At 69.5% G+C, this 18881-nt stretch carries 19 protein-coding genes; 7 read left to right on the top strand and 12 right to left on the bottom strand.

Annotation, left to right across the window (positions count from 1 at the left end; all coding sequences use genetic code 11):
* Positions 1-266: 266 nt before the first annotated feature.
* The 4 genes from VFY73_RS24970 to VFY73_RS24955 all read right to left on the bottom strand — a co-directional run bounded on the left by VFY73_RS24970 (position 267) and on the right by VFY73_RS24955 (position 5490).
* Positions 267-878 carry a DUF2087 domain-containing protein gene (locus VFY73_RS24970; protein WP_329723966.1) on the bottom strand — a complete coding sequence of 204 codons (612 nt, stop codon included), beginning with the start codon at positions 876-878 and terminating at the stop codon, positions 267-269.
* A 233-nt stretch (positions 879-1111) separates the two neighbouring features.
* On the bottom strand, positions 1112-1792 hold the full coding sequence (locus VFY73_RS24965; RefSeq protein WP_329723964.1) for a hypothetical protein: 681 nt from the start codon (positions 1790-1792) through the stop codon (positions 1112-1114).
* Between the two features lie 86 nt (positions 1793-1878).
* Complete coding sequence (locus VFY73_RS24960) at positions 1879-4887, bottom strand: serine/threonine-protein kinase (RefSeq protein ID WP_329723962.1); 3009 nt, start codon at positions 4885-4887, stop codon at positions 1879-1881.
* 39 nt (positions 4888-4926) lie between these two features.
* Entirely contained in the window at positions 4927-5490 is a 564-nt protein-coding gene (locus VFY73_RS24955; protein WP_329723960.1) for an ECF-type sigma factor, read from the bottom strand.
* A 135-nt stretch (positions 5491-5625) separates the two neighbouring features.
* Between VFY73_RS24955 and VFY73_RS24950 the strand changes: the two genes are divergently transcribed.
* From VFY73_RS24950 to VFY73_RS24940, 3 genes are all read left to right on the top strand, one after another.
* Entirely contained in the window at positions 5626-6021 is a 396-nt protein-coding gene (locus tag VFY73_RS24950) for a VOC family protein (RefSeq protein ID WP_329723958.1), read from the top strand.
* Positions 6022-6151: 130 nt separating this feature from the next.
* Positions 6152-6541, top strand: a complete 390-nt coding sequence (locus tag VFY73_RS24945) for a VOC family protein (RefSeq protein ID WP_329723956.1) — start codon at positions 6152-6154, stop codon at positions 6539-6541.
* Positions 6542-6554: 13 nt separating this feature from the next.
* Positions 6555-7235, top strand: a complete 681-nt coding sequence (locus VFY73_RS24940; RefSeq protein WP_329723954.1) for a YafY family protein — start codon at positions 6555-6557, stop codon at positions 7233-7235.
* Between the two features lie 116 nt (positions 7236-7351).
* Here VFY73_RS24940 and VFY73_RS24935 read toward each other — a convergent pair whose 3' ends face one another.
* Together VFY73_RS24935 and VFY73_RS24930 are read right to left on the bottom strand one after the other, a co-directional pair.
* The gene (locus tag VFY73_RS24935) at positions 7352-8212 is read right to left on the bottom strand and encodes a peptidylprolyl isomerase (RefSeq protein ID WP_329723952.1); all 861 of its coding nucleotides are present in this window, start codon (positions 8210-8212) and stop codon (positions 7352-7354) included.
* Positions 8213-8309: 97 nt separating this feature from the next.
* Entirely contained in the window at positions 8310-8651 is a 342-nt protein-coding gene (locus VFY73_RS24930) for an antibiotic biosynthesis monooxygenase (RefSeq protein ID WP_329723950.1), read from the bottom strand.
* Positions 8652-8734: 83 nt separating this feature from the next.
* On the opposite strand from VFY73_RS24930, the gene VFY73_RS24925 reads away from it, so the two are divergent.
* Together VFY73_RS24925 and VFY73_RS24920 are read left to right on the top strand one after the other, a co-directional pair.
* On the top strand, positions 8735-9775 hold the full coding sequence (locus tag VFY73_RS24925) for a S66 peptidase family protein (RefSeq protein ID WP_329723948.1): 1041 nt from the start codon (positions 8735-8737) through the stop codon (positions 9773-9775).
* A 17-nt stretch (positions 9776-9792) separates the two neighbouring features.
* Positions 9793-10386, top strand: coding sequence for a GNAT family N-acetyltransferase (locus VFY73_RS24920; RefSeq protein WP_329723946.1), 594 nt, complete (start codon positions 9793-9795; stop codon positions 10384-10386).
* On the opposite strand, the gene VFY73_RS24915 is transcribed toward VFY73_RS24920, so the two are convergent.
* The 5 genes from VFY73_RS24915 to VFY73_RS24895 all read right to left on the bottom strand — a co-directional run bounded on the left by VFY73_RS24915 (position 10370) and on the right by VFY73_RS24895 (position 15512).
* On the bottom strand, positions 10370-11374 hold the full coding sequence (locus tag VFY73_RS24915; RefSeq protein WP_329723944.1) for an AEC family transporter: 1005 nt from the start codon (positions 11372-11374) through the stop codon (positions 10370-10372). The genes VFY73_RS24920 and VFY73_RS24915 overlap by 17 nt on opposite strands.
* 16 nt (positions 11375-11390) lie before the next feature.
* A complete protein-coding gene (locus VFY73_RS24910; RefSeq protein WP_329723942.1) occupies positions 11391-12926 on the bottom strand; it encodes an alkaline phosphatase D family protein in 1536 nt (511 codons plus the stop codon).
* Positions 12907-13512, bottom strand: coding sequence for a shikimate kinase (locus VFY73_RS24905; RefSeq protein WP_329723940.1), 606 nt, complete (start codon positions 13510-13512; stop codon positions 12907-12909). The genes VFY73_RS24910 and VFY73_RS24905 overlap by 20 nt, the downstream gene beginning before the upstream one ends.
* A gap of 63 nt (positions 13513-13575) precedes the next feature.
* A complete protein-coding gene (locus tag VFY73_RS24900) occupies positions 13576-14160 on the bottom strand; it encodes a hypothetical protein (RefSeq protein ID WP_329723938.1) in 585 nt (194 codons plus the stop codon).
* A gap of 281 nt (positions 14161-14441) precedes the next feature.
* Positions 14442-15512, bottom strand: coding sequence for an ornithine cyclodeaminase (locus VFY73_RS24895; protein WP_329723936.1), 1071 nt, complete (start codon positions 15510-15512; stop codon positions 14442-14444).
* 213 nt (positions 15513-15725) lie between these two features.
* On the opposite strand from VFY73_RS24895, the gene VFY73_RS24890 reads away from it, so the two are divergent.
* A complete protein-coding gene (locus tag VFY73_RS24890) occupies positions 15726-16148 on the top strand; it encodes an Lrp/AsnC family transcriptional regulator (protein ID WP_329723934.1) in 423 nt (140 codons plus the stop codon).
* A 196-nt stretch (positions 16149-16344) separates the two neighbouring features.
* Positions 16345-18408, top strand: coding sequence for an ATP-dependent helicase (locus VFY73_RS24885; RefSeq protein WP_414654524.1), 2064 nt, complete (start codon positions 16345-16347; stop codon positions 18406-18408).
* Positions 18409-18459: 51 nt separating this feature from the next.
* Here VFY73_RS24885 and VFY73_RS24880 read toward each other — a convergent pair whose 3' ends face one another.
* On the bottom strand, positions 18460-18849 hold the full coding sequence (locus VFY73_RS24880) for a nuclear transport factor 2 family protein (RefSeq protein WP_329723930.1): 390 nt from the start codon (positions 18847-18849) through the stop codon (positions 18460-18462).
* Between the last annotated feature and the right edge of the window lie 32 nt (positions 18850-18881).

The following is an 18881-nucleotide window of genomic DNA, read 5'->3' as shown; positions in this document are numbered from 1 at the left end:
AACACGGCGCTCGGCAGCATCCGGCTGATCGACGGCATCCTGCAGTCCGAGACCAGCCTGCTGCTGGCCTCGGAGCGGTTCTACTGCAGTGTTTGATGCGAGGCGGAACCTCAGAAAACCGATGGATGTGGTCGCCTGGGTAGGCGCAAACCACAGCGACGCCCGGTGGCATCACGAGGATTTGCAGCGACGCCAGGTGGCCAAAGGCGCGGTTTGATGGTCCGCATCGCGTCGAACACTGCACTGGCGCCGCGGCCGCTGCTCGCTCAGCGCCGCGCTCTCAGCGCCTGCAGCAGGGCCCGCACTTCGTCGGTCGGGCGCTGCGGCTCTTTCCAGTAGGCCGAGCAGTCGGGCTTGCGGCCCAGCAGCTTCATCTCGACCAGCTCGCGCCGCGGCGTCACGTGGTCGCCGTAGGTCGTCCACGCCTTCAGGATCTCGTTGACCTCGCGCTCGGTGTAGGTGCGGTTCGATTCGAAGCGCAACCACAGGCCCCACATCGCCAGCCGCTGCACGGCGAACTTGTAGGGCCAGCGGGCCAGGCGGCCGTGCTCGTCGAACTGGGTCAGGGCCTTGGTTGCGTGGGCGCCCAGCGTGGCGGTGGGTGCGGTGCTCGCCGCGGGGGGCGCCGTGGCCGAAGCGGACACCCGCGTCAGTGTGGCCTGCGCCCGCAAGGCCTGCACGCTGCGGTGGCCGGCGGCGCGGGCCAGCATGTTCAACAGCTGCACATGGCTGGGCGCCGCGCCGGGCGATTTTTCCAGGTGTTCACCGAGCTGCTGGCGCAGCGTCTTGGCGAACTGCGACAGGTCGTCGCAATGCAGCGGCACAAGGGCGCGGCCGCGCTGAGTGCTGACGGGGGAGGTCGTGGCGATGGTCGTCATGGTGCGTCTTTCTCGCGCGCATGAACCGGGCCCGGTGGTGTGGCCGGGGGCTGGGGTCGCCGACTTGCAGCCGAGGTTCAGGCGCCGCGCTCAACGCAGGGCTCATGGGACCAGGGACTTGAAAAGTGAATCAGGGCAGGTTTAGCTCGGGGCCTTGGGCCCGCGCGGCGACGCCTGGGTGAACTGCCGACCGGCGCGGATGATAGCGCCGGTCGGCCGGTGGCGGAAGGTCGTCAGTTCAGCGGCACGTGGTACGGCAGCAGCGGTGTGCGTTGGCCCTCGGGGGTCACCAGCTCCAGCACGTTCTGCTGCATCACCTCGGGCACGCTGGTGTTCAGCAGCAGCCAGCGGGTGTCTTGCCCGGCGCAGACGGGGGTGCGCAGATCGAAGCTGATGACGGTGCCGTCGGTCGAGCGCGTGGCGGTCTTGGACGGGATCCTGCCCGACAGGTCGTCGCGGTAGTCCGCCACCAGCTTCAGTGGGTGGACGTACTTGTAGATGTTCAGGCGCGAGATGCACCCTTGCGCCACTTGGATCTTCAGGTGGCACTTGCAGCTCTTGTCGGCCCCCTGGGTGATCATCTCGGTGTAGCGGCCGCTGGCCGGTGCCTCGGCTTGCCCCGGGACCGAGAACTGGAAGGTGGCACTGTAGAGCTTCACCCCCCGCAGCTCCGGCGATTCGTCGGCGTTGGTGCCGGCGGTCGTGCGGGTGGTGCCGGGCCTGAGCCACTTGCCGGTGACCAGCGGCTCGATGTCGCCTTCGGGCAGCAGGCTGCCGGTGAATGCCGGCGGGGGGTCGTTGCACCGCTGGGTCTGCAGCGGGCCGTTTTCATCCGCCCAGCCCGGGCCGGCGGCCAGCAGCCAGGGCAGGGCCATCGCCCAGACCGGGGTGCGCGGAAAAGTTCGCGTGTGCATGTGTCCTCCTTCAGTCAATCGGCCCGAACTGCAGGCCTGCAAATCAAACAACGCATTCGGCCGCCTGATCCGGACAAACGGCCACATCACGACAGCCCGGCGTTCGCCAGCTGCGCGTCAACGGCTTTCAAGGGCCGCCAGAACTGGGGTCCCGCCAGCGGCTGGGCCGACAAGGCTTGGCGGGCCAACTCGGCCTGGCGCCGCGCCTCGGCCACCTGGTCGTGGCTCAGCAGGCTGGCGGCATGGTGGGCCCGCACCAGGGCCAGCCACGGGTGCCGGGCGTTGGCCGGCTCGAGGGCGGCAATGAACTGTTCGAAGTAGGGGGTGGCGTCAGCGGTGCGGCCGGCTGCGGCGAGCGCCCGGCCGACGGCCTCGTTCAGCAGCAAGAACGATTCGCGGTACTGCTCGGCGCGGGGCGTGGCCGCGGCCTGCTGGCGCAGCTTGTCGGCCAATGCCGCGGCCTCGGTGGTGCGGCCTTGCTCCAGCCACAGCAACACCTGGACCAGTTGCGCCCGGTGCTTGGGCGTTCCAAACACGGTCTCGATGGTGTCCTCGGTGGCCAGCGTGGCTTGCAGGTTGGCCTCGGCCGCGGCCAGGTCGCCGGCGGCCAGGTCGGCCTGGGCCAGGCGCAGGTAGCGGTCGGCCACATACGGGTGCTGGCTGCCGAGTTGGGCCACCGTCGCATCGCGCAGCTTGAGCAGCTGCGCCCGGCTGTCGGCGAAGCGGCCAGTGTCGAGCAGCCAGCGGGCGTGCGCCATATCCAGCGTCGGATCCAGCCCGGCGCGCGAGCCCAGTTGCCGGCGTTGTGCCGCGGCTTCGTCGATCGCAACCTTCGCTTCGGCCAGGTGGCCGTCGAACAGCAGCGCGCTGGCCCAGGCGGCCTGGGTCCCGTAGAGTTCGGCTGGGTCCAGCCGGCTCGCCTGCGCCCGCATCGCTTCGCGCGCATGGCGCAGGTGGGTCATCCCCTCGCCGGACAGGCCGACCGTGGTCTGCAGCCGGCCCAGCCACAGCTCGCTGCGCGCGCTGGCCACATGCTCCGGCCCCAGCGCGGCGCTGGTGGTCTGCCAAGAGGCTTGCAGCGCCGCCTCGGCCTGGACCAGGCGGCGCATCGTCCACAAGTGGCGACCGAAGCGATAGCGCATTTGGGCCAGCCGGACCGAGCCCTCACCCCATTGGGCCTGGCGCAGCTGCAGCGCCTTCTCGTAGGCGGCATGCGCGGCGTCGGGCTGATTGCGCGCCATGCGCAGCAAGGCCAGCAGTTCGTGACTGTCCGCCTGGTCGTCGATCGCCTGCGGGTGCTGTTGCAGGGCACCGACCAACGGCTCGACACGTGCGAGCCCCGCATCGATCTTGCGTTCGGCGAAATCGACGTTGCCGAGGTCCAGCGTGACGCCGAGGCAGGCGGCGTTGTCGCTCAAGGTGGCCTCACCGCACAGCGCGTGGGCTTCATCCAAGGCCGCACGTGCGGCGACCCAATCGCTGTTCTCGCGCAGGCTGGTGCCGAGGTCGCGCAGCGCCAGCACCTGCTGGGCGGGTGGCGCGCCCCGGTCTTTCAAGCTGGCGACGCGGGCTTGCCGAACCCGGATCGCAGCTTCCAGGATCTCCAGGTCGTGCAGCAGGCCACCGACCACCCGTTGCAACTCGCCCCGCACCTCGGGCTGGTCGCCGAGGCCGGTGGCCAGCGCGTCGGCGCTGTGCTCCAGCAACTGCTGCACGCTCTGCTCGCGCTTGGCCAGGCCCTCGGCCTGCTCGATGTCGTTGGCCTTGAACAGCCCGACCAGGAAGCCGGTGATCGCGGTGGCCTTGGCGGCCTGCTGGCGTGCTTCGCTGGCCTGCCAGAGCGCGACGCCCAGCGCGGCACCGAGCGACAGCACGAAGCCGGCGGCCAGCCCGACACCGAGCCGGTTGCGCTGCACGAACTTGCGCGCGTGGTACCAGGCGCTGTCGGCCCGTGCGGCGACGGGGCGGTTGTCCAGCCAATGCTGCAGGTCGTCGGCGAAGGCCTGCACGGTGGCGTAGCGTTCGGCCGGGTCTTTCTTCAGCGCCTTCAGCAGTACGGTGTCGAGGTCACCTTGCAGCAAACGACGCGTCGACGCATCGGTGGCCTTCTGGCTCGGGCGTGCCGGTGCGGTGCTGAGGATGGTGTCTTCCAGCGCCGCGGCCGAGGCGCGCTTGGGCTGGTACGGCAACACGCCGGTCAGCAGCTCGTACAGCACGACGCCGAGCGAGTAGATGTCGGCCGCGGTGCCGATCGGCTGGCCGAGGATCTGCTCGGGCGCGGCGTACTGCGGTGTCATCGCGCGTTGGGCCGGCGCGGTCAGCTCGGCGTTGGCCGGATCGGCCGCCAGCAGCTTGGCGATGCCGAAGTCGAGCAGGCGCACCTGGCCTTCGGCGGTGACGAGGATGTTGCCGGGCTTCAGGTCGCGGTGAACCACCAGCCGCGCGTGGGCATGGGCCACCGCGCTGGTCACCTGCAGGAACAGCGTGATGCGTTGGCGCGTGTCCAGCCCGATACGGCGCACATAGGCATCGATGCGCTCGCCTTCGACGTACTCGAGCGCCAGAAAGGGCTGGCCTTCGGCGGTGACGCCGGCATCGTGGATGCGCGCGATGTGCGGGTGATCGAGCACGGCGAGGATCTCGCGCTCCTGCGCCATGCGCTCGGCCAGCTGCGGATGGCGCCACGGCGCCAGCGGCAACTTCAGCGCGACCGGGCGGCCCTGCAGCAGCCCGTCGGTGCGCTCGGCCAGCCAGACGCGACCCATGCCACCTTCGCCAAGCAGGCGGATCGCGCGGTACGGGCCGGCATCGGGCGGCAGCGGCGGCGGTTCGTCGTCGATCGGCGCCAGCCGCGGCAGGCTGCCGAAACGCGGGCCGGTGCGGCTGGGGGCGACACCGTCTTCGCTGTCGCTAGCCTCGTCGTCGGCGTGCGCGAGCAGCCGCCCGAGCCGCGGCCGCAGTGCCGCGTGCTCGGCCGGCAGCGCCGCCAGCCATGCCGGCCGATCCGCCGCCGGCAATGCCATGGCCTCATCCAGCAACCGGCGCAACAGCGCCCAGTCGGCCGGGGCGATGTCGAAAAGCTGCGCAGAGCTCACGGCAGGTCCAGCCCGTGAATCATCCAGCCGCCGCGCTGGTCAGCGCAGGGCCTCGGCCAGGAACAGCCGCGCCTGCTGCCAGTCGCGCCGCACCGTGCGGTCGGTGATGCCCAGTGCCTGCGCGATCTCGGGCTCGGTCATGCCGGCGAAGTAGCGCAGCTCGACCACCTGGGCCATGCGGGCGTCGAGCTTGGCCAGCTCGTCGAGTGCGTCGTGTACGCGCAGGATCTCGGCCTCGCCGGTATCGCCCGACAGGTGTTCGCCCAGTTGGGTCGTCAGCGTCACGTGGGCCACGTCGCCGCCGCGGCGCTCGGCCTGGCGCTCACGCACCAGATCGATGATCACCGAGCGCATCACCCGGCCGGCATAGACCATGAAGCGCAGCTTGTCTTCGAAAGCGATGTCGCTGTGCCGGGCCAGGCGCAGGTAGCTTTCGTGCACCAGCGCGGTCGTGTCGAGCACCGTGTTGCGGCCACCGCCATGCAGCCGTGCGCGCGCGAGCCGGCGCAGCTCGCGGTAGGCGTCGGCATACAGCGCGTCGAGCTGGCCGTGCAGCGGCAGGCCTTCGGGAAACCCAGGGGAGGCGGGTTCGGGAAACGACATCCGAGGATTGGAGCCTTCCGGCCCTCACCGCGCAATCCCCTGCTGCCACGACGTTGTCAGCAGGGGTGACGCAGCATGGCAGCCGTGCCGGGCCCGAGGCCGGCGTGTTGCCCGAATACCCCCAAGGAGAAGATGATGAGCGAGTCCAAGACCCCTACCCAGGCGCTGAACTGGTTCGAGATCCCGGTGCGCGATCTCGACCGCGCCCAGCGTTTCTACGAAACCCTGTTCGCCCGCCCGTTGCGCCGCGAGTCGATGGACCCTGACACGACCCTGGCGGTATTCCCCTATGCCGAAGGCAGTGGCGTGGGCGGTTGCCTGTATGCCGGCAGCAACGCACCGGCGCCGAGCACCGAAGGCACCGTGGTTTACCTGAATGCCGAACCCTCGCTGAACGTGGTCGTGGCGCGGCTGGGCGAAGCCGGCGGCAAGCTGCTGCTGCCGCGGGTCGACCTGCCGGGCGACATGGGCGCGTTCGTGCACATCGAGGACAGCGAAGGCAACCGCGTCGGCCTACATTCAGCGCGTTGAGCGAGACTTGGCGCGCGTAGCGTCGCCCATTCAAGTGGCGTGCGCGGATCCGGCCTTGCCGGTCCGCTGCGCGAGCCCCCAGGGGCAGCCCCCGGAAGGGGGCGTAGAGGCGCACATTTTGGAGATCACGATGCACTTTGCCTACACGATTGCCTATGTGGCTGACGTCGAGGCGTCACTGGCTTTCTTCGAGAGGGCCTTCGGTTTGAAGCGCCGCTTTGTGGCGCCTGGCGGCGGATACGGCGAGCTGGAAACGGGCGCGACGGCACTGGCGTTTGCGCAGCACGACACCGCGCGCGGCAGCTTGGGGCACGACTACGTGGCGGCGGACCGCTCGGACAAGCCGCTGGGGGTCGAGATCGGCCTGGTGGCGACCGACGTGCCTTCAGCCTGCCAGCGCGCTGTGGACCATGGCGCGACGCTGCTGACGCCGCCGACGGTCAAGCCCTGGGGGCAGACGGTGGCCTATGTGCGCTGCCCCGACGGCGTGCTGGTCGAGATCTGCACCGCGATGGGCTGAAGACGACACCACGATGCGCCGAGCCGACCGCCTGTTCGAACTCGTCCAGTTGATCCGTGGCCGGCGCCTGTCGACAGCCGCTTTCCTGGCCTCACGGCTGGAAGTGTCGCTGCGCACCGTCTACCGCGATGTCGCCGATCTGCAGGCGCAGGGCGTGCCCATCGAGGGCGAGGCGGGTGTCGGCTACCGCCTGGGCACCGGCTACGACCTGCCGCCGCTGATGTTCTCGACCGACGAAGCCAAGGCGCTGGTCGCGGCGGTGCGGATGGCGCAGCCGCGGCTCGACAGCGAGCTAGCGCGGGCTGCCGAAGCAGCGTTGTCGAAGATTCTGGCGGTGCTGCCAACGGCGGCGCGCGCGGCGGCCGAGAGCCTGGCAATCTACGCCCCGAGCTACGGTGACACCGACCCGGTGCGCATCCGGCTCGAACGCCTGCGCGGCGCGATCGAGCTGCGCCGCAAGCTGGCGCTGGTCTACCGCGACGAAGCCGGCCGCGACAGCACCCGCACGATCCGCCCGCTCGGCTGCTTCTACTGGGGCGCGGTGTGGACGCTGGGTGCCTGGTGCGAGCAGCGCCACGACTTCCGCAACTTCCGTGTCGACAGGATCGCCGAGCTGACGATGCTCGACGAGCCCTTCCGCGACGAGGCCGGCAAGACGCTGTCGGACATGATGCGCGCCGTGGAAAGGGATTGAAGCCTCCTCAGGCGCGCGCAGCGCCGCCGCCCATCAAGTGGCGTCTGCGGATCTGGCTTTGCCAGTCCGCTGCGCGAGCCCCCTCGGGAGGCAGGCCCCGGAGGGGCGTGGGGGCCCTACTTCATTCGCGGCCGCGTCGGCACCGTCGCATTGCACAGGTTGATGTGTTGCGGGCTGTGCAGGAACCATTCTTCCTTGCGCACCCGGCGCGCCTGCAGCAGTGCTGGCCACGTGGTGCTGTCGGTGCGCAGCACTTCGAGCGCCGGCCTTTCGGTCTCGGGCACATCGGCCAGCAGGCGCACACGCTGGATGGGCGTGCGCGGCTCGCTGGGGCCGTAGAAGCCCATGTCGGCACCGCCGCGCGGCAGCGCAGCCAGGTGCTGCATGCCCTGCAGCACGCGGCCGACGACGGTGATGTTCAGGTCCAGCCCGCGCGGCGATTGGCCGATCACGGCGTACAGCTCGGTGCCGTTGCTGCTGTCCTTGGCCATGTCGCGGCCGGCGCCGACGATGCCATAGCAGTGCGCGAGCCAGGCCTGGCCGGTCTTCGGATCGGCCGCCACCGGCATGCCATCGACAAAGCCGGTGATCGGTGCCCAGCCGTCGGCGTCCGGCAGCCGCACCAGCGGCAGGCCTTTCAGTGGCACCGAGAACTCGGCCGGCAGCTTCGGCGACGCCTTGCCCAGCGGCTTCGCCTTCTCTGGCACCTCGGTGTTGGGATCGCCCCACTGGGTCACGTAGTTGTCCTGCACCCGCATGATCGCCAGGCCGTCCCAGTAGCCCTCGTGGGCCAGCGTGCGGATATTGGCCACGTGGCGCGGGGCGAAGCGAGGCGCCAGCTCGATGATCACCTGGCGCGAACCGTCGCTGCCCAGGTCCATCAGCAAGGTGTTCTGCGGATCGAGCGGGCGCCAGTCGCCAGCGGGCGAACGTTCCAGCACCTGGGCCACCGTCAAGCCGGTGCTCGGGGCGGCCATGGCGAGCGGGGCCACAAACGCTGCCACGACGGCCGCGGTACGAAACAGGCAACTCATCGACAAGCTCCGGGATGGGTGTTCTGAGAAGCTGCGCAGCTTAACCAACCAGGTCGTCACGCGGCGTGAACTCGCTGAACAGCTGTGCCGCTTCGGGCACGCTGCCGATCGGCACGTATTCGCAGGCGGCGAAGAACTCGGCCCACAAGGCCTGCACCCGCGGGTTGCCGTGGGCGGCGGCGATCGCCTCGGCGGAACGCCACTCGAAGACCTCGACCAGCGTGCCGTCGGCCGCCTGGCTGGTGGTGAACGGCCGGTCGGTCACCAGGCCTTCGGCGCGCAGTACCGGCCCATGGCGGCGCACCACATCGGCGAGCGCCTCGGCCTGGCCCGGGCGCGGGCGGTAGGCCACGATCACCAGGCGTGCTCGGGTTGGCTTCATGGGGGGGCTCCTGTACGCGGCAAGGCCGTGAGTCTCGCGCGCTGAGGTAGCCTGTGCGGCCCTGGTAAACCATGGCTTGCGCGATGCTCCGCTTCCCCAATCCTTTGCGGCCCGGCGACACGGTCGCCATCACCGCCCCTTCGTCCGGCGTCGCGCCGGGGACGCTGCCGCGGCTGGACCTGGTGCTGAGCCATTGGCGTGCGCGTGGTTTCAACGTGGTCGAAGGCGACTGCTTGCGCCGCCAGCACCACGATGCCAGCGCACCGGCTGTGCAGCGCGCGGCCGAATTGATGCGCTTCCTGACCGACCCCGCCATCGCCGCCGTGCTGCCGCCCTGGGGTGGTGAGCGTGCGATCGAACTGTTGCCCTTGCTCGACTTCGACGCGCTGCGCATGCTGCCGCCGAAATGGCTGCTCGGCTTTTCCGACATCAGCACCTTGCAGATGCCGCTGGCGTTGTGTGCTGGCTGGGCCAGTGCGCACGGCAGCAACCTGATGGACTTGGCGCCGAGCCAGACCGAGCCGTTGGTCACTGGCGTGTTCGATGTGCTTGCGCACGACGGTGCGACGCCGATCGTGCAGCGCGCATCGAGCCACTATCAGGTGCAGTGGATCCCATTCGAGACCGACACCAACGCGGCGCTGAACCAGACCGAGCCGACCCACTGGCGCCGGCTCGATGGCCACGACGAGCCGCTGACCGTGCAGGGCCGGCTGATCGGCGGCTGCCTCGACACGGTCAGCCGGCTGGCGGGCACACGCTTCGGTGACGTGCCGGCCTTCGTTCGCGGCTGTGGCCATGAGGGTGCGCTGCTGTACCTCGAGAACTGCGAACAGAACCCGTGCGAGATGCTGCGCACCTTCAACAGCCTGCGCCTGCACGGCTGGTTCGACGGCCTGGCCGGCGTGCTGCTGGGTCGCTCGGCAGCGCCCGAGGTGACCGCCGTCAACCGGCTGAGCCACGCGCAAGCCACCCTCGACGCGCTCGGCGACCTGCCGTGCCCGGTGCTGGTCGACCTCGACATTGGCCACCGTCAGCCGCAGCTGACGCTGGTCAACGGGGCTTTCGCCACCTGCCCTTGCGAAGCCGGCGCCGGCTGGCTGCGCCAGACCTGGACTTCCTGACCGAACCCCGACACGACATGATCCCTTTTGCCGACCTGCTGATCACCACGCCGCGCCTGACGCTGCGTCCCTTGACCGACACCGATGCCGACGATCTGTTCACGATCTTCGGCGACCCGCGCGTGATGCGCTACTGGTCGACGCCGGTCTGGACCGACCGTGCACAAGCCCTGCGCATGGTCGCATCGGACCGCGACTCCCTCGCAGAGCGGCGCGACCTGCGGCTAGGGCTGGTGCGGCACGACATCGGTCGTGTGATCGGCACCGCGAGCCTGTTCAAGATTGACCCGAGCAACCGCCGCGCCGAGATCGGCTACGCGCTGGCGTTCGAGCAGCAGGGAGGTGGTCTGATGAACGAGGCACTGAACGCGCTGGTCGACCTGGCTTTCGACCACCGTGCCGGCGCACCCTTCGACGACCTGCTGCTGCACCGACTGGAAGCCGACATCGACCCGCGCAACGCGGCCTCGGCCGCGAGCCTGGAGCGGTTGGGCTTCCGCCTCGAAGGCACGCTGCGCGAACGCTGGTGGGTGGCGGGCGAGGTGTCCGACTCGGGGCTGTACGGCCTGCTGCGGCCAGACTGGCTGCGCCGTGTCAGCCCTGCGGCTTGATGCCGAACAGCCAGGCCGCGGCGCTGAAGGTCACGAAGGCCGATGCGGTCGACGCCATGATGATGCGGGCGACACGGCCGTTGTCGGCGCCATACCGCTCGGCCAGCAGCGAGACATTGCTGGCGCTCGGCAGCGCGGCCGTCAGCGTCAGCGCCATCAGCTGGAAGCTGCTCAACGGCGCGCCGACCTCGCGCGCGCCGGCGCCCAACAGCAGCACCAGCAGCGGGTGCAGCAAGAGCTTGATCGCTGCGATCGGCGCGACCTGACGCAGCGGCGCGGTGGCTGGTGGCGGCGTGCCGTCATCGAGGTCGGTGCTGCGGTGCGTCGGATCGCGTGAGCGCCACAGCACCGCGCCGATCGTGAACAGCGCGACCGGGCTTGCCGCGTCGGCCAGCATCTTGACGATCGTCTGCACCGGCGCGGGAAGCTGTACCTGCGTGACGCCGGCTGCAGCGCCCAGCACGATGGCCCACGGCAGCGGGTTGGACAGCGCGCCGCGCAACGCTCGCGCGGCGGCGGCCCGGCCACCGCCCGCGCCGGCACCGGCGGCCTGCGCCAGCCCCAGGCACAACGAACTCGTGATCAGCATGTCGGCCAGCACCGTGCAGATCACCGGCCCCGCCGCTGCCGGGCCGAGCAGCGCGACCAGCAGCGGCACGCCCATGAAGCCCGAGTTCGGAAATGCCGCGACCAGTGCGCCGAAGGCCGAGTCTTTCAGGTTCAAACGCGCCGACAGCGTGACGGCGACCGTGAAGAACACGATGATCAGCGCCGCCAGCACATAGACGCCGAGCACGGCCGGGTTCAGCAGTTGCAGCAGCGGCGTGCTCTGGCCGAAGCGAAACAGCAGGCAAGGCAGCGCGAAGAACAGCACGAAAGCGTTCAAGCCCGGGATCGCGCTGGCCGGCAGCACATGGCGCTGCGCAGCCAGGTAGCCGCACAGCACCAGCGCGAAGAACGGCAGCGTGACGGCGAAGATGGCTTGCATTGCCGTCGCCTCGGTGTCAGGCCAGTTGTGCGCCGGGGCGGCCGGCTTCGACGACGTAGCGGCCGGCGAGGTCAACCTTGCTCGACGCATCCAGCGCATCCGCCACCACCATCAGCCGCGCTTCGATCTGCTTCGCGTCGAGGCTGAAGCTGATGTAGCCGCGCTTGTCGGCCCGGCCCCATTTGACGTGCGGGTTCAGTGCCCGGGCGGCGTCGATCCGGGTCTGGTCCAGGCCGAGGCTGCTGATCGAGCTGCCGCAGAACTCGGTCGCCAGCGTGGCCGAGCGCGGGTCGGCGAAATCGGCTTTCAGGTCGGCCACGTAGTGCGCATGAACATCGCCGCCCAGCACCACGGCGCCACCGAGCTTGCGTTGCGCGATGCCGTCGAACAAGCGTTGGCGGGCCGGTGCGTAGCCGTCCCAGCCGTCGGTCCAGTACAGCCCGCCGTCGGCGCCCGCCGGGTCGCTCCAGGCGAAGCGGGCCATCAGCGTCTGCTGCGCCAGCAGGTTCCACGGCCGGTCGGTGGCCCAGGCCCGCGCCAGCCACTGCTCCTGCGCGTGGCCGAGCAGCGTGCGGCGCGGGTCGCGCAAGGCAGCACACTCCTTCAACGGCACCGCGGCCGAGCCGCCGCGGCCGGGCTTCTGGCAGGCCTGCGGGTCGCGGTACTGGCGGTCGTCGAGCGTCAGGATGCGGGCGAAGCGGCCCCAATCGTGGGCACCGTAAATGCGCGTCTCGCCGCCCAGGGCCGGTCGCAGCGCTTTCGGGAACGGCAGGTGTTCCCAATAGGCCTGGTAGGCAGCGGCACGCTGGGCGGCGAAGTCGGCCTGCAGCTGGTTGCCCTGCAGGCCGGCGTAGTCGTTCTCGACCTCGTGGTCGTCCCACACCAGCAGCCACGGGCAGGCGGCGTGGGCGGCCTGCAGCTGCGGGTCGCGCTGGTAGGTGGCGTAGCGGGCGCGGTAGGCCTCGAGCGTGCGAGGGAAGCCCGCCTCATGCTGGCGGACCACCGTCGGCGGCGACGGGTACTCGTAGATGTAGTCGCCAAGGAACAGCACCAGGTCCAGCGGCTCGGTGGCAAGCTGGCGCCAGGCGGCGTAGCGGCCCGCGTCGTAGCGCTGGCAGCTGGCGATCGCGAAGGCCAGCGGCACGGCCTCGTCCGGCGCGGGGGCGGTGCGGGTGCGCCCCGCCGGGCTGCGCACGCCGAGGGCTTCGAAGCGATACCAGTACCAGCGGTTGGGCGCAAGGCCGGTGGGTTCGGCGTGAACGCTGTGGCCCCAAGCCGCGTCGGCGGGTTCGGCGCCGCGCGCGACGACGTCGCGAAAGGCCTCGTCTCGCGCCACTTCCCAGCGCACCTCGGCGCGCTCGGGCAGGCCGACGCCGGTCAGCATCGTCCACAGCACCATGCCGCCGGGCTGCGGGAAGCCGCTGGCGACGCCGAGCTCGAATCGTGGCACGTCGGCGGCCAACGCGTGGTGGACGAAAGCTGGTGTCGCGCCGGCCGCGAGCGCCGCTGCCAGCAGTGCACGGCGTTGGGGATCAGGCAGGGTCGGGTGCATCGGAGGTCCTCAGCCGCGGGGCTTCGGCAGGCAAGGCGGCGACAGGCAGACGCTCGAGCAGGGTCGCGACCTCGGCAGGGTGGCCCAGGTGGGTGACCTGCACGGCCGCCAATGCCGGCTCGTCGGCCAGCGACCGGTAGCGCGCGTGGCGGGTGGCCCAGGTGCGCCAGGTGTAGCGCAGCACGCCGTCGCGGTGGAGCAGCCGGCGCCATTGCTCTCGGTTGCCGTTGCAGCAGGGCTCGCCGGTGGCGGCCCGGTGCACGGTGCGCCACAGCGCGCGGCGCGTCAGCAGGCCGAGCGGGAAGTCGAGCACGATCAGCCAGTCGAGCCGCGGCCACAGCACCGGCTCGCTGCTGGCGAAGTAGTTGCCGCTGACGACCCAGGCCGGCGAGGCCGACAGTGGTTCGAGCCGGCGGCGCAGGTCGTCGTGGCCGGCTTCGATCCAGCCGGGTGACCACCACAGGTCGTCGAGATCGGTGAACGGCAGCCCCAGGCGCTCGCCCAGCGTGCGGCCGAGCGTGGTCTTGCCGGCGCAGGACGCGCCGATGATCTGGATGCGTTGCGGTGGTGGAAACGTCGTCGACAAGGGGCGGGCGCTGCGCGCAGCGAGAAGCCGGCGGGCGAGCTTACCTTGCCGTTTGTGTCGACGTCAGCGCACCAGCACCGCCTCCAGCTCGGCGAAGCTGCGTGACAGCGGCCCCGAGCCCAGCTCGACACCCAGCACCAGCTCGAGCCGACGGGCCGAGAACAGGCCGCAGACCTCGGTGCTGGTGGTGCTGCGTTCGGCCACCAGCAGGTAGCGCAGGCCATGTTCGCGCATCGTCGCGGCGACGTTGCCGAGCCGGCAGTGCTCGATCTGCCAGGCATCGACGACTTGCCATTCGGCGCGCGGCGTCATCACCTGGTCGAGCGTCAGCTCTTCGACGCCGATGTGGTCGGCCATCGCGCGCAGCATCGGCCGCTCGCCCTGCAGGTCGTCGGCGGTGACCAGGCCGATCAGCTCGCCGGCGATGCCGGTGACGAAGGCCATGCGCACGCCCGCGCGTTGCATCACATGCAGCGTCGGCGCGATGCCGTCGCGGTGGTCGACCTTGACGCAGGCCGCCAGGCGCAGGTCGGTCATCTGGCTGATGGCGGGGTCGGTCAGGGTGGCCGTCTGGCTGGCCTGCGGCAATTGCGGCAAGCCGGACACCGTGGTCAGCGGGAGAAGTTGGAACTCGGCGAGCGAGGGCATGGCGGCGCCTTTCGTCGGCGGGCATGACCCGCCACAACACGGCTGGCCCTTGGGTTCGGATGCGTGCCTGGGCAGCGAAAGGGGCGGCGGGGTCAGCCTGGCCGTCGCCCGGTGCCATCCAGCTTCATCGACCGCGCATCAGGGACGCATAAGCATAGCCACGGCCGGTGCCCCGGTTCGAGGCGGGGTCACCGGACATGAGCCCTTGCGCTGTCTTCGTGCCGTCCTGAAACGACAAAGCCCGGGCATGCCGGGCTTTGCGGGTGGGGGGGCTCCCTGACTCAGGCCACGCGGCGCAGTTTGGCGCGTGCCGGTGTGCCGCCGAGCACGCCGCCAAACAGGTCTTTCGGGTCGTCCAGGCGTGGCACGAGGTCGATCTGGCGCGAGGCTTCTTTCTGCTCGCCCAGCAGCAGGTGCAGGAAACGCAGCGCCGAGAAATCTTCCAGCGCGAAGCCGACCGAGTCGAAGATCGTGACCTGGTCGCCGCTGGCGCGGGCGCTGTGGCCGGAGGCAACGATGTCGGCGAACTCGGTCACCGGGAAGTCGGCCGGCAGCTGCTGGATCTCGCCTTCGATGCGCGACTGAGGCTCGTACTCGACGATCACGCGGGCATCGGCGCGCAGCAGGATGTCGCGGTGCAACTCGGTCTTGCCGGGGCAGTCGCCACCGACACCGTTGATGTGCACGCCGGGGCGGATCATCGAGGGCTCGAGGATCACCGCGTTGCGCTTGTCGGCGGTGACGGTGGTGATGATGTCGGCGCCTTCGGTGGCGTCGGCGGTCGACTCGCAGCGCACGATCGTCAGGTCGGCCAGCTCGGGCAAGGCGCGCAGGTTGCGCTCCAGCTTGGCGCTGGCCTGGCCGTCGACGTCGAACAGGCGCAGTTCGCGGATGCCGAGCATGCGGTGGAACGCGATCGCCTGGAACTCGCTCTGGGCGCCGTTGCCGATCAGCGCCATCACGCGGCTGTCCGGGCGGGCCATCCACTTGGCGGCCAGCGCCGACATGGCGGCGGTGCGCAAGGCGGTGGTGACCGTCAATTCCGACAGCAGCACCGGGTAGCCGGTGCTGACGTCGGCCAGCACGCCGAAGGCGGTGACGGTGAGCAGGCCTTCCGAGGTGTTCTTCGGGTGGCCGTTGACGTACTTGAAGGAGTACAGCGCGCCGTCGCTGGTGGGCATCAGCTCGATCACACCGACGTCGGAGTGGCTGGCCAGGCGGGCGGATTTCTCGAAGGTGGCCCAGCGCCGGTAATCGGCCTCGATTTCGCCGGCCAGGCGTTCGATGAAGGCGCCGGCCCCGATATGCTGGACCAGGCGTTGGATGTCGGCGATGCCGATGTAGTCGACCATGGGACTCTCGTCTTGCGGTTAAGTGGGCCGGGGTGTCTCGAATGGGCAATTCACCGATGTCAGTGAGTACCAACAGCGCTGCACGCGGCCCCCGTGCAATGCCTTGCCTGAATTTTCGGCAGGAGTGCAGCCAACAAGAAGGCAGCAAACTGTGCAATCTGTAAGGCCGATTGCGCAAAACGCTAGAATTGGCTGGCGTTTTGCTCAAATCCCATGGACGACGTCGATCAACAGTTGCTCAGCCTTTTGCGTGCCGATGCCCGCGCTTCGGTCGCCTCCCTGGCCAAGACGCTTCGCGTGGCACGCGGCACGGTGCAGAACCGCATCGCCAGGCTCGAAGCCAACGGCACGATCGTCGGCTACACCGTGCGGCTGAAGCCGCAGACCGAAGCCAACCGCATCGCTGCGCTGATGACGATCGCGGTCGAGGGCAACGCCGCCGACGCGGTGATCCGGGCGCTGCGCGGCGACCCCGCGGTGCAGACCCTGCATACCACCAACGGCCGCTGGGACATCGTCGCCGAGTTGCGAGCCGACAGCCTCGAAGCCTTTGACCGCGTGCTCAGCCGCATTCGTCTGATCGAAGGCATCGCGCACACCGAAACCAGTCTCCTGCTTTCCACTCACAAGCTATGACCCACGCCTCTGCGCCGTCAGTTTCCCATCAAGGGATTTGCGCGGATCCGGCTCTGCCGGTCCGCTGCAAAAGCCCCCTCGGGGGGCCGAGCCCGGGCATGAACAGTCCGGCGGACTGTTCGTGCCTGGCGAGGGGCTTGGCCATTGGCCAGGCGCGGCCTGCAAGGCAGCGACCGGAAGGGAGCGTGGGGGCTCCATGACTGCTCCTGCTGCTTCCATGAATTCGGCCCAGATGGAGGCCGTCCACTACCTGCGTGGGCCTTGCCTGGTGCTGGCCGGCGCCGGCTCGGGCAAGACGCGGGTGATCACGCACAAGATCGCCCGCCTGCTGCAGGTGGGGCTGGCGCCGAAGCAGATTGCCGCGATCACCTTCACCAACAAGGCGGCGCTCGAAATGCGCGAACGGGCCAAGGCGCTGGTGGGCGCGCGGGCGGCGAAGGACCTGGCGATCAGCACCTTCCACAGCCTTGGCGTGCGCATGCTGCGCGAGGACGGCGAGCAACTCGGGTTGAAGCCGAACTTCTCGATCCTCGACGCCGACGATGTGCTCGGCGTGATCCGTGACGCCGGCGCCTGCACCGACAACGCGCTGGCGCGCCGCTGGCAATGGACGATCAGCCTGTGGAAGAACCAGGGCCTGAACAGCGCCGGTGCGGCGGCCGTCGCGAAAGATGACGACGAGCGCGTCGCGGCCAGGGTGATGGCGCTGTACGAAGAGCGGCTGGCGGCCTACCAGGCGGTCGATTTCGACGACCTGATCAGCCTGCCGCTGAAGCTGGTCACCACCTGCCCGGAGGCGAAGACCAAGTGGCTGAACCAGTTCGGCCACGTGCTGGTCGACGAGTACCAGGACACCAACGCCGTCCAGTACGACCTGCTGAAGGGGCTGGTCAACCACCCCGACGAGTTCAAGCGCGGCATGTTCACCGCGGTCGGCGACGACGACCAGAGCATCTACGGCTGGCGCGGCGCGACGATCGAGAACCTGAAGAAGCTGCCCGAGGAGTTCCCGACGCTGAAGGTCATTCCGCTGGAGCAGAACTACCGCTCGACCAGCGCGATCCTGCGCGCGGCCAACGAGGTGATCGCCGGCAACCCGAAGATCTTCCCGAAGAAACTCTGGAGCGAGCACGGCGAGGGTGAGCCGGTGCGGGTGGCCGAATGCGACGGCGAAGAGCACGAGGCCGACCGCGCGGTGGCGCGCATCCAGGCGCTGCGCGGCAACGACGCGCGCATCAAGTTCGCCGACTTCGCGATCCTGTACCGCGCCAACCACCTGGCGCGTGCGTTCGAGCAGAAGCTGCGCGCGGCGCAGATCCCGTACAAGGTCTCGGGCGGCCAGAGCTTCTTCGACAAGGCCGAGATCAAGGACCTTTGCGCCTGGCTGCGGTTGCTGGTGAACCAGGACGACGACCCCGCTTTCCTGCGCGCGGTGACCACGCCCAAGCGCGGCATCGGCCACACGACGATCGGCAAGCTGGGTGAGTTCTCGGCCAAGTGGAAGACCAGCATGTTCGAGGCGCTGTTCGCCGAGAGCCTGCCCGCCGCCTTGCCGGCCAAGGCGATCGGCTCGCTGCATGAATTCGGCCGTTATGTGAACGACCTCGAGTACAAGGCTCGCACGACGACCGGCTCAGAAGACGCGAAGGCCCTGATGCTCGGCTGGCTGAAGGACATCGACTACGAGAAGCACCTGTACGACAGCGAAGACAGCGAAAAGCTCGCCGCTTCGCGCTGGAGCAACGTGCTGGACTTCGTCGACTGGGTCGCCAAGCGCTGCGGCGGTGAGATCACGCAGGAAGGCGGCTCCTTCGAGAGCGAACGCAAGAGTGTGCTCGACGTGGCGCAGACGATCAGCGTGATCCTGAGCCTGGCCGAGCGCGGCGACGAGCAGGACCAGGTCGTGCTGTCGACGCTGCACGCAAGCAAGGGGCTGGAATGGCCGCACGTGATCCTGGCTGGCGTCAACGAAGGGCTGCTGCCGTTCAAGGCCGACGACGAGGAGATGACGCTGGAGCGGCTGCAGGAAGAGCGGCGCCTGATGTACGTGGGCATCACGCGGGCGCAGAAGACGCTGGTCGTCAGCACGCTGCGTCGGCGCAAGAAGGGCCGCGACACGATCGCCGGCGTCCCGAGCCGCTTCATCGCCGAGATGAAACTCAACCAAGCCGGCAGCGGCGAAGACCCGAAAGAACGGCTCAAGCGCATCCGCGCCGAGCTGGCCGCCAAGAGCGCCGCGGCCGCGCCGGCCGCCGACTGAGCAACCAGCGGCGAGAAAGCGGCCGCCCGCCTGCCCGTCGGACCGGTTCCATCAGGTGCCCCAGAAGGCGTCTTCCTGCGCGGGATCACTGGAAAACAGCCGCACCTCCGCGATCTGGCCGTCTTCGATGCGCACGAGGTCGATGCCGGGTTGAGCGACCAGGGCATCGTCGCGCCGGCCTTCGAACTCCAGTTCGATGGTCACCCACGGGTCATTCGCCATGAAGCGATGGACGCGGGTGATGCGGAAGGTCCCTTGCGAAACCTCCATCATGCCGCCCAGCATCTGCATCACGGCCTGCACGCCGCGGTGCGTGCCGGAGAAACGATGGTGGCCCGGCTGATGCCAGACGATGTGCGGCGAGATCAGCGCGCCGAGCGTGGCGTGGTCGCCTGCCTGAACGGCCTGGATGTAGCGCCGGGCGACGTCGATGGATGGCATGTGAAATCCTTTCGTTGACGAAGATGAAGACC

This window comes from Ideonella sp. (assembly GCF_036277275.1).
Classification (GTDB): domain Bacteria; phylum Pseudomonadota; class Gammaproteobacteria; order Burkholderiales; family Burkholderiaceae_C; genus Ideonella.
The sequence above is the reverse complement of the archived record's forward strand: the minus strand, read 5'-3'. Positions and strand labels throughout refer to the sequence as shown.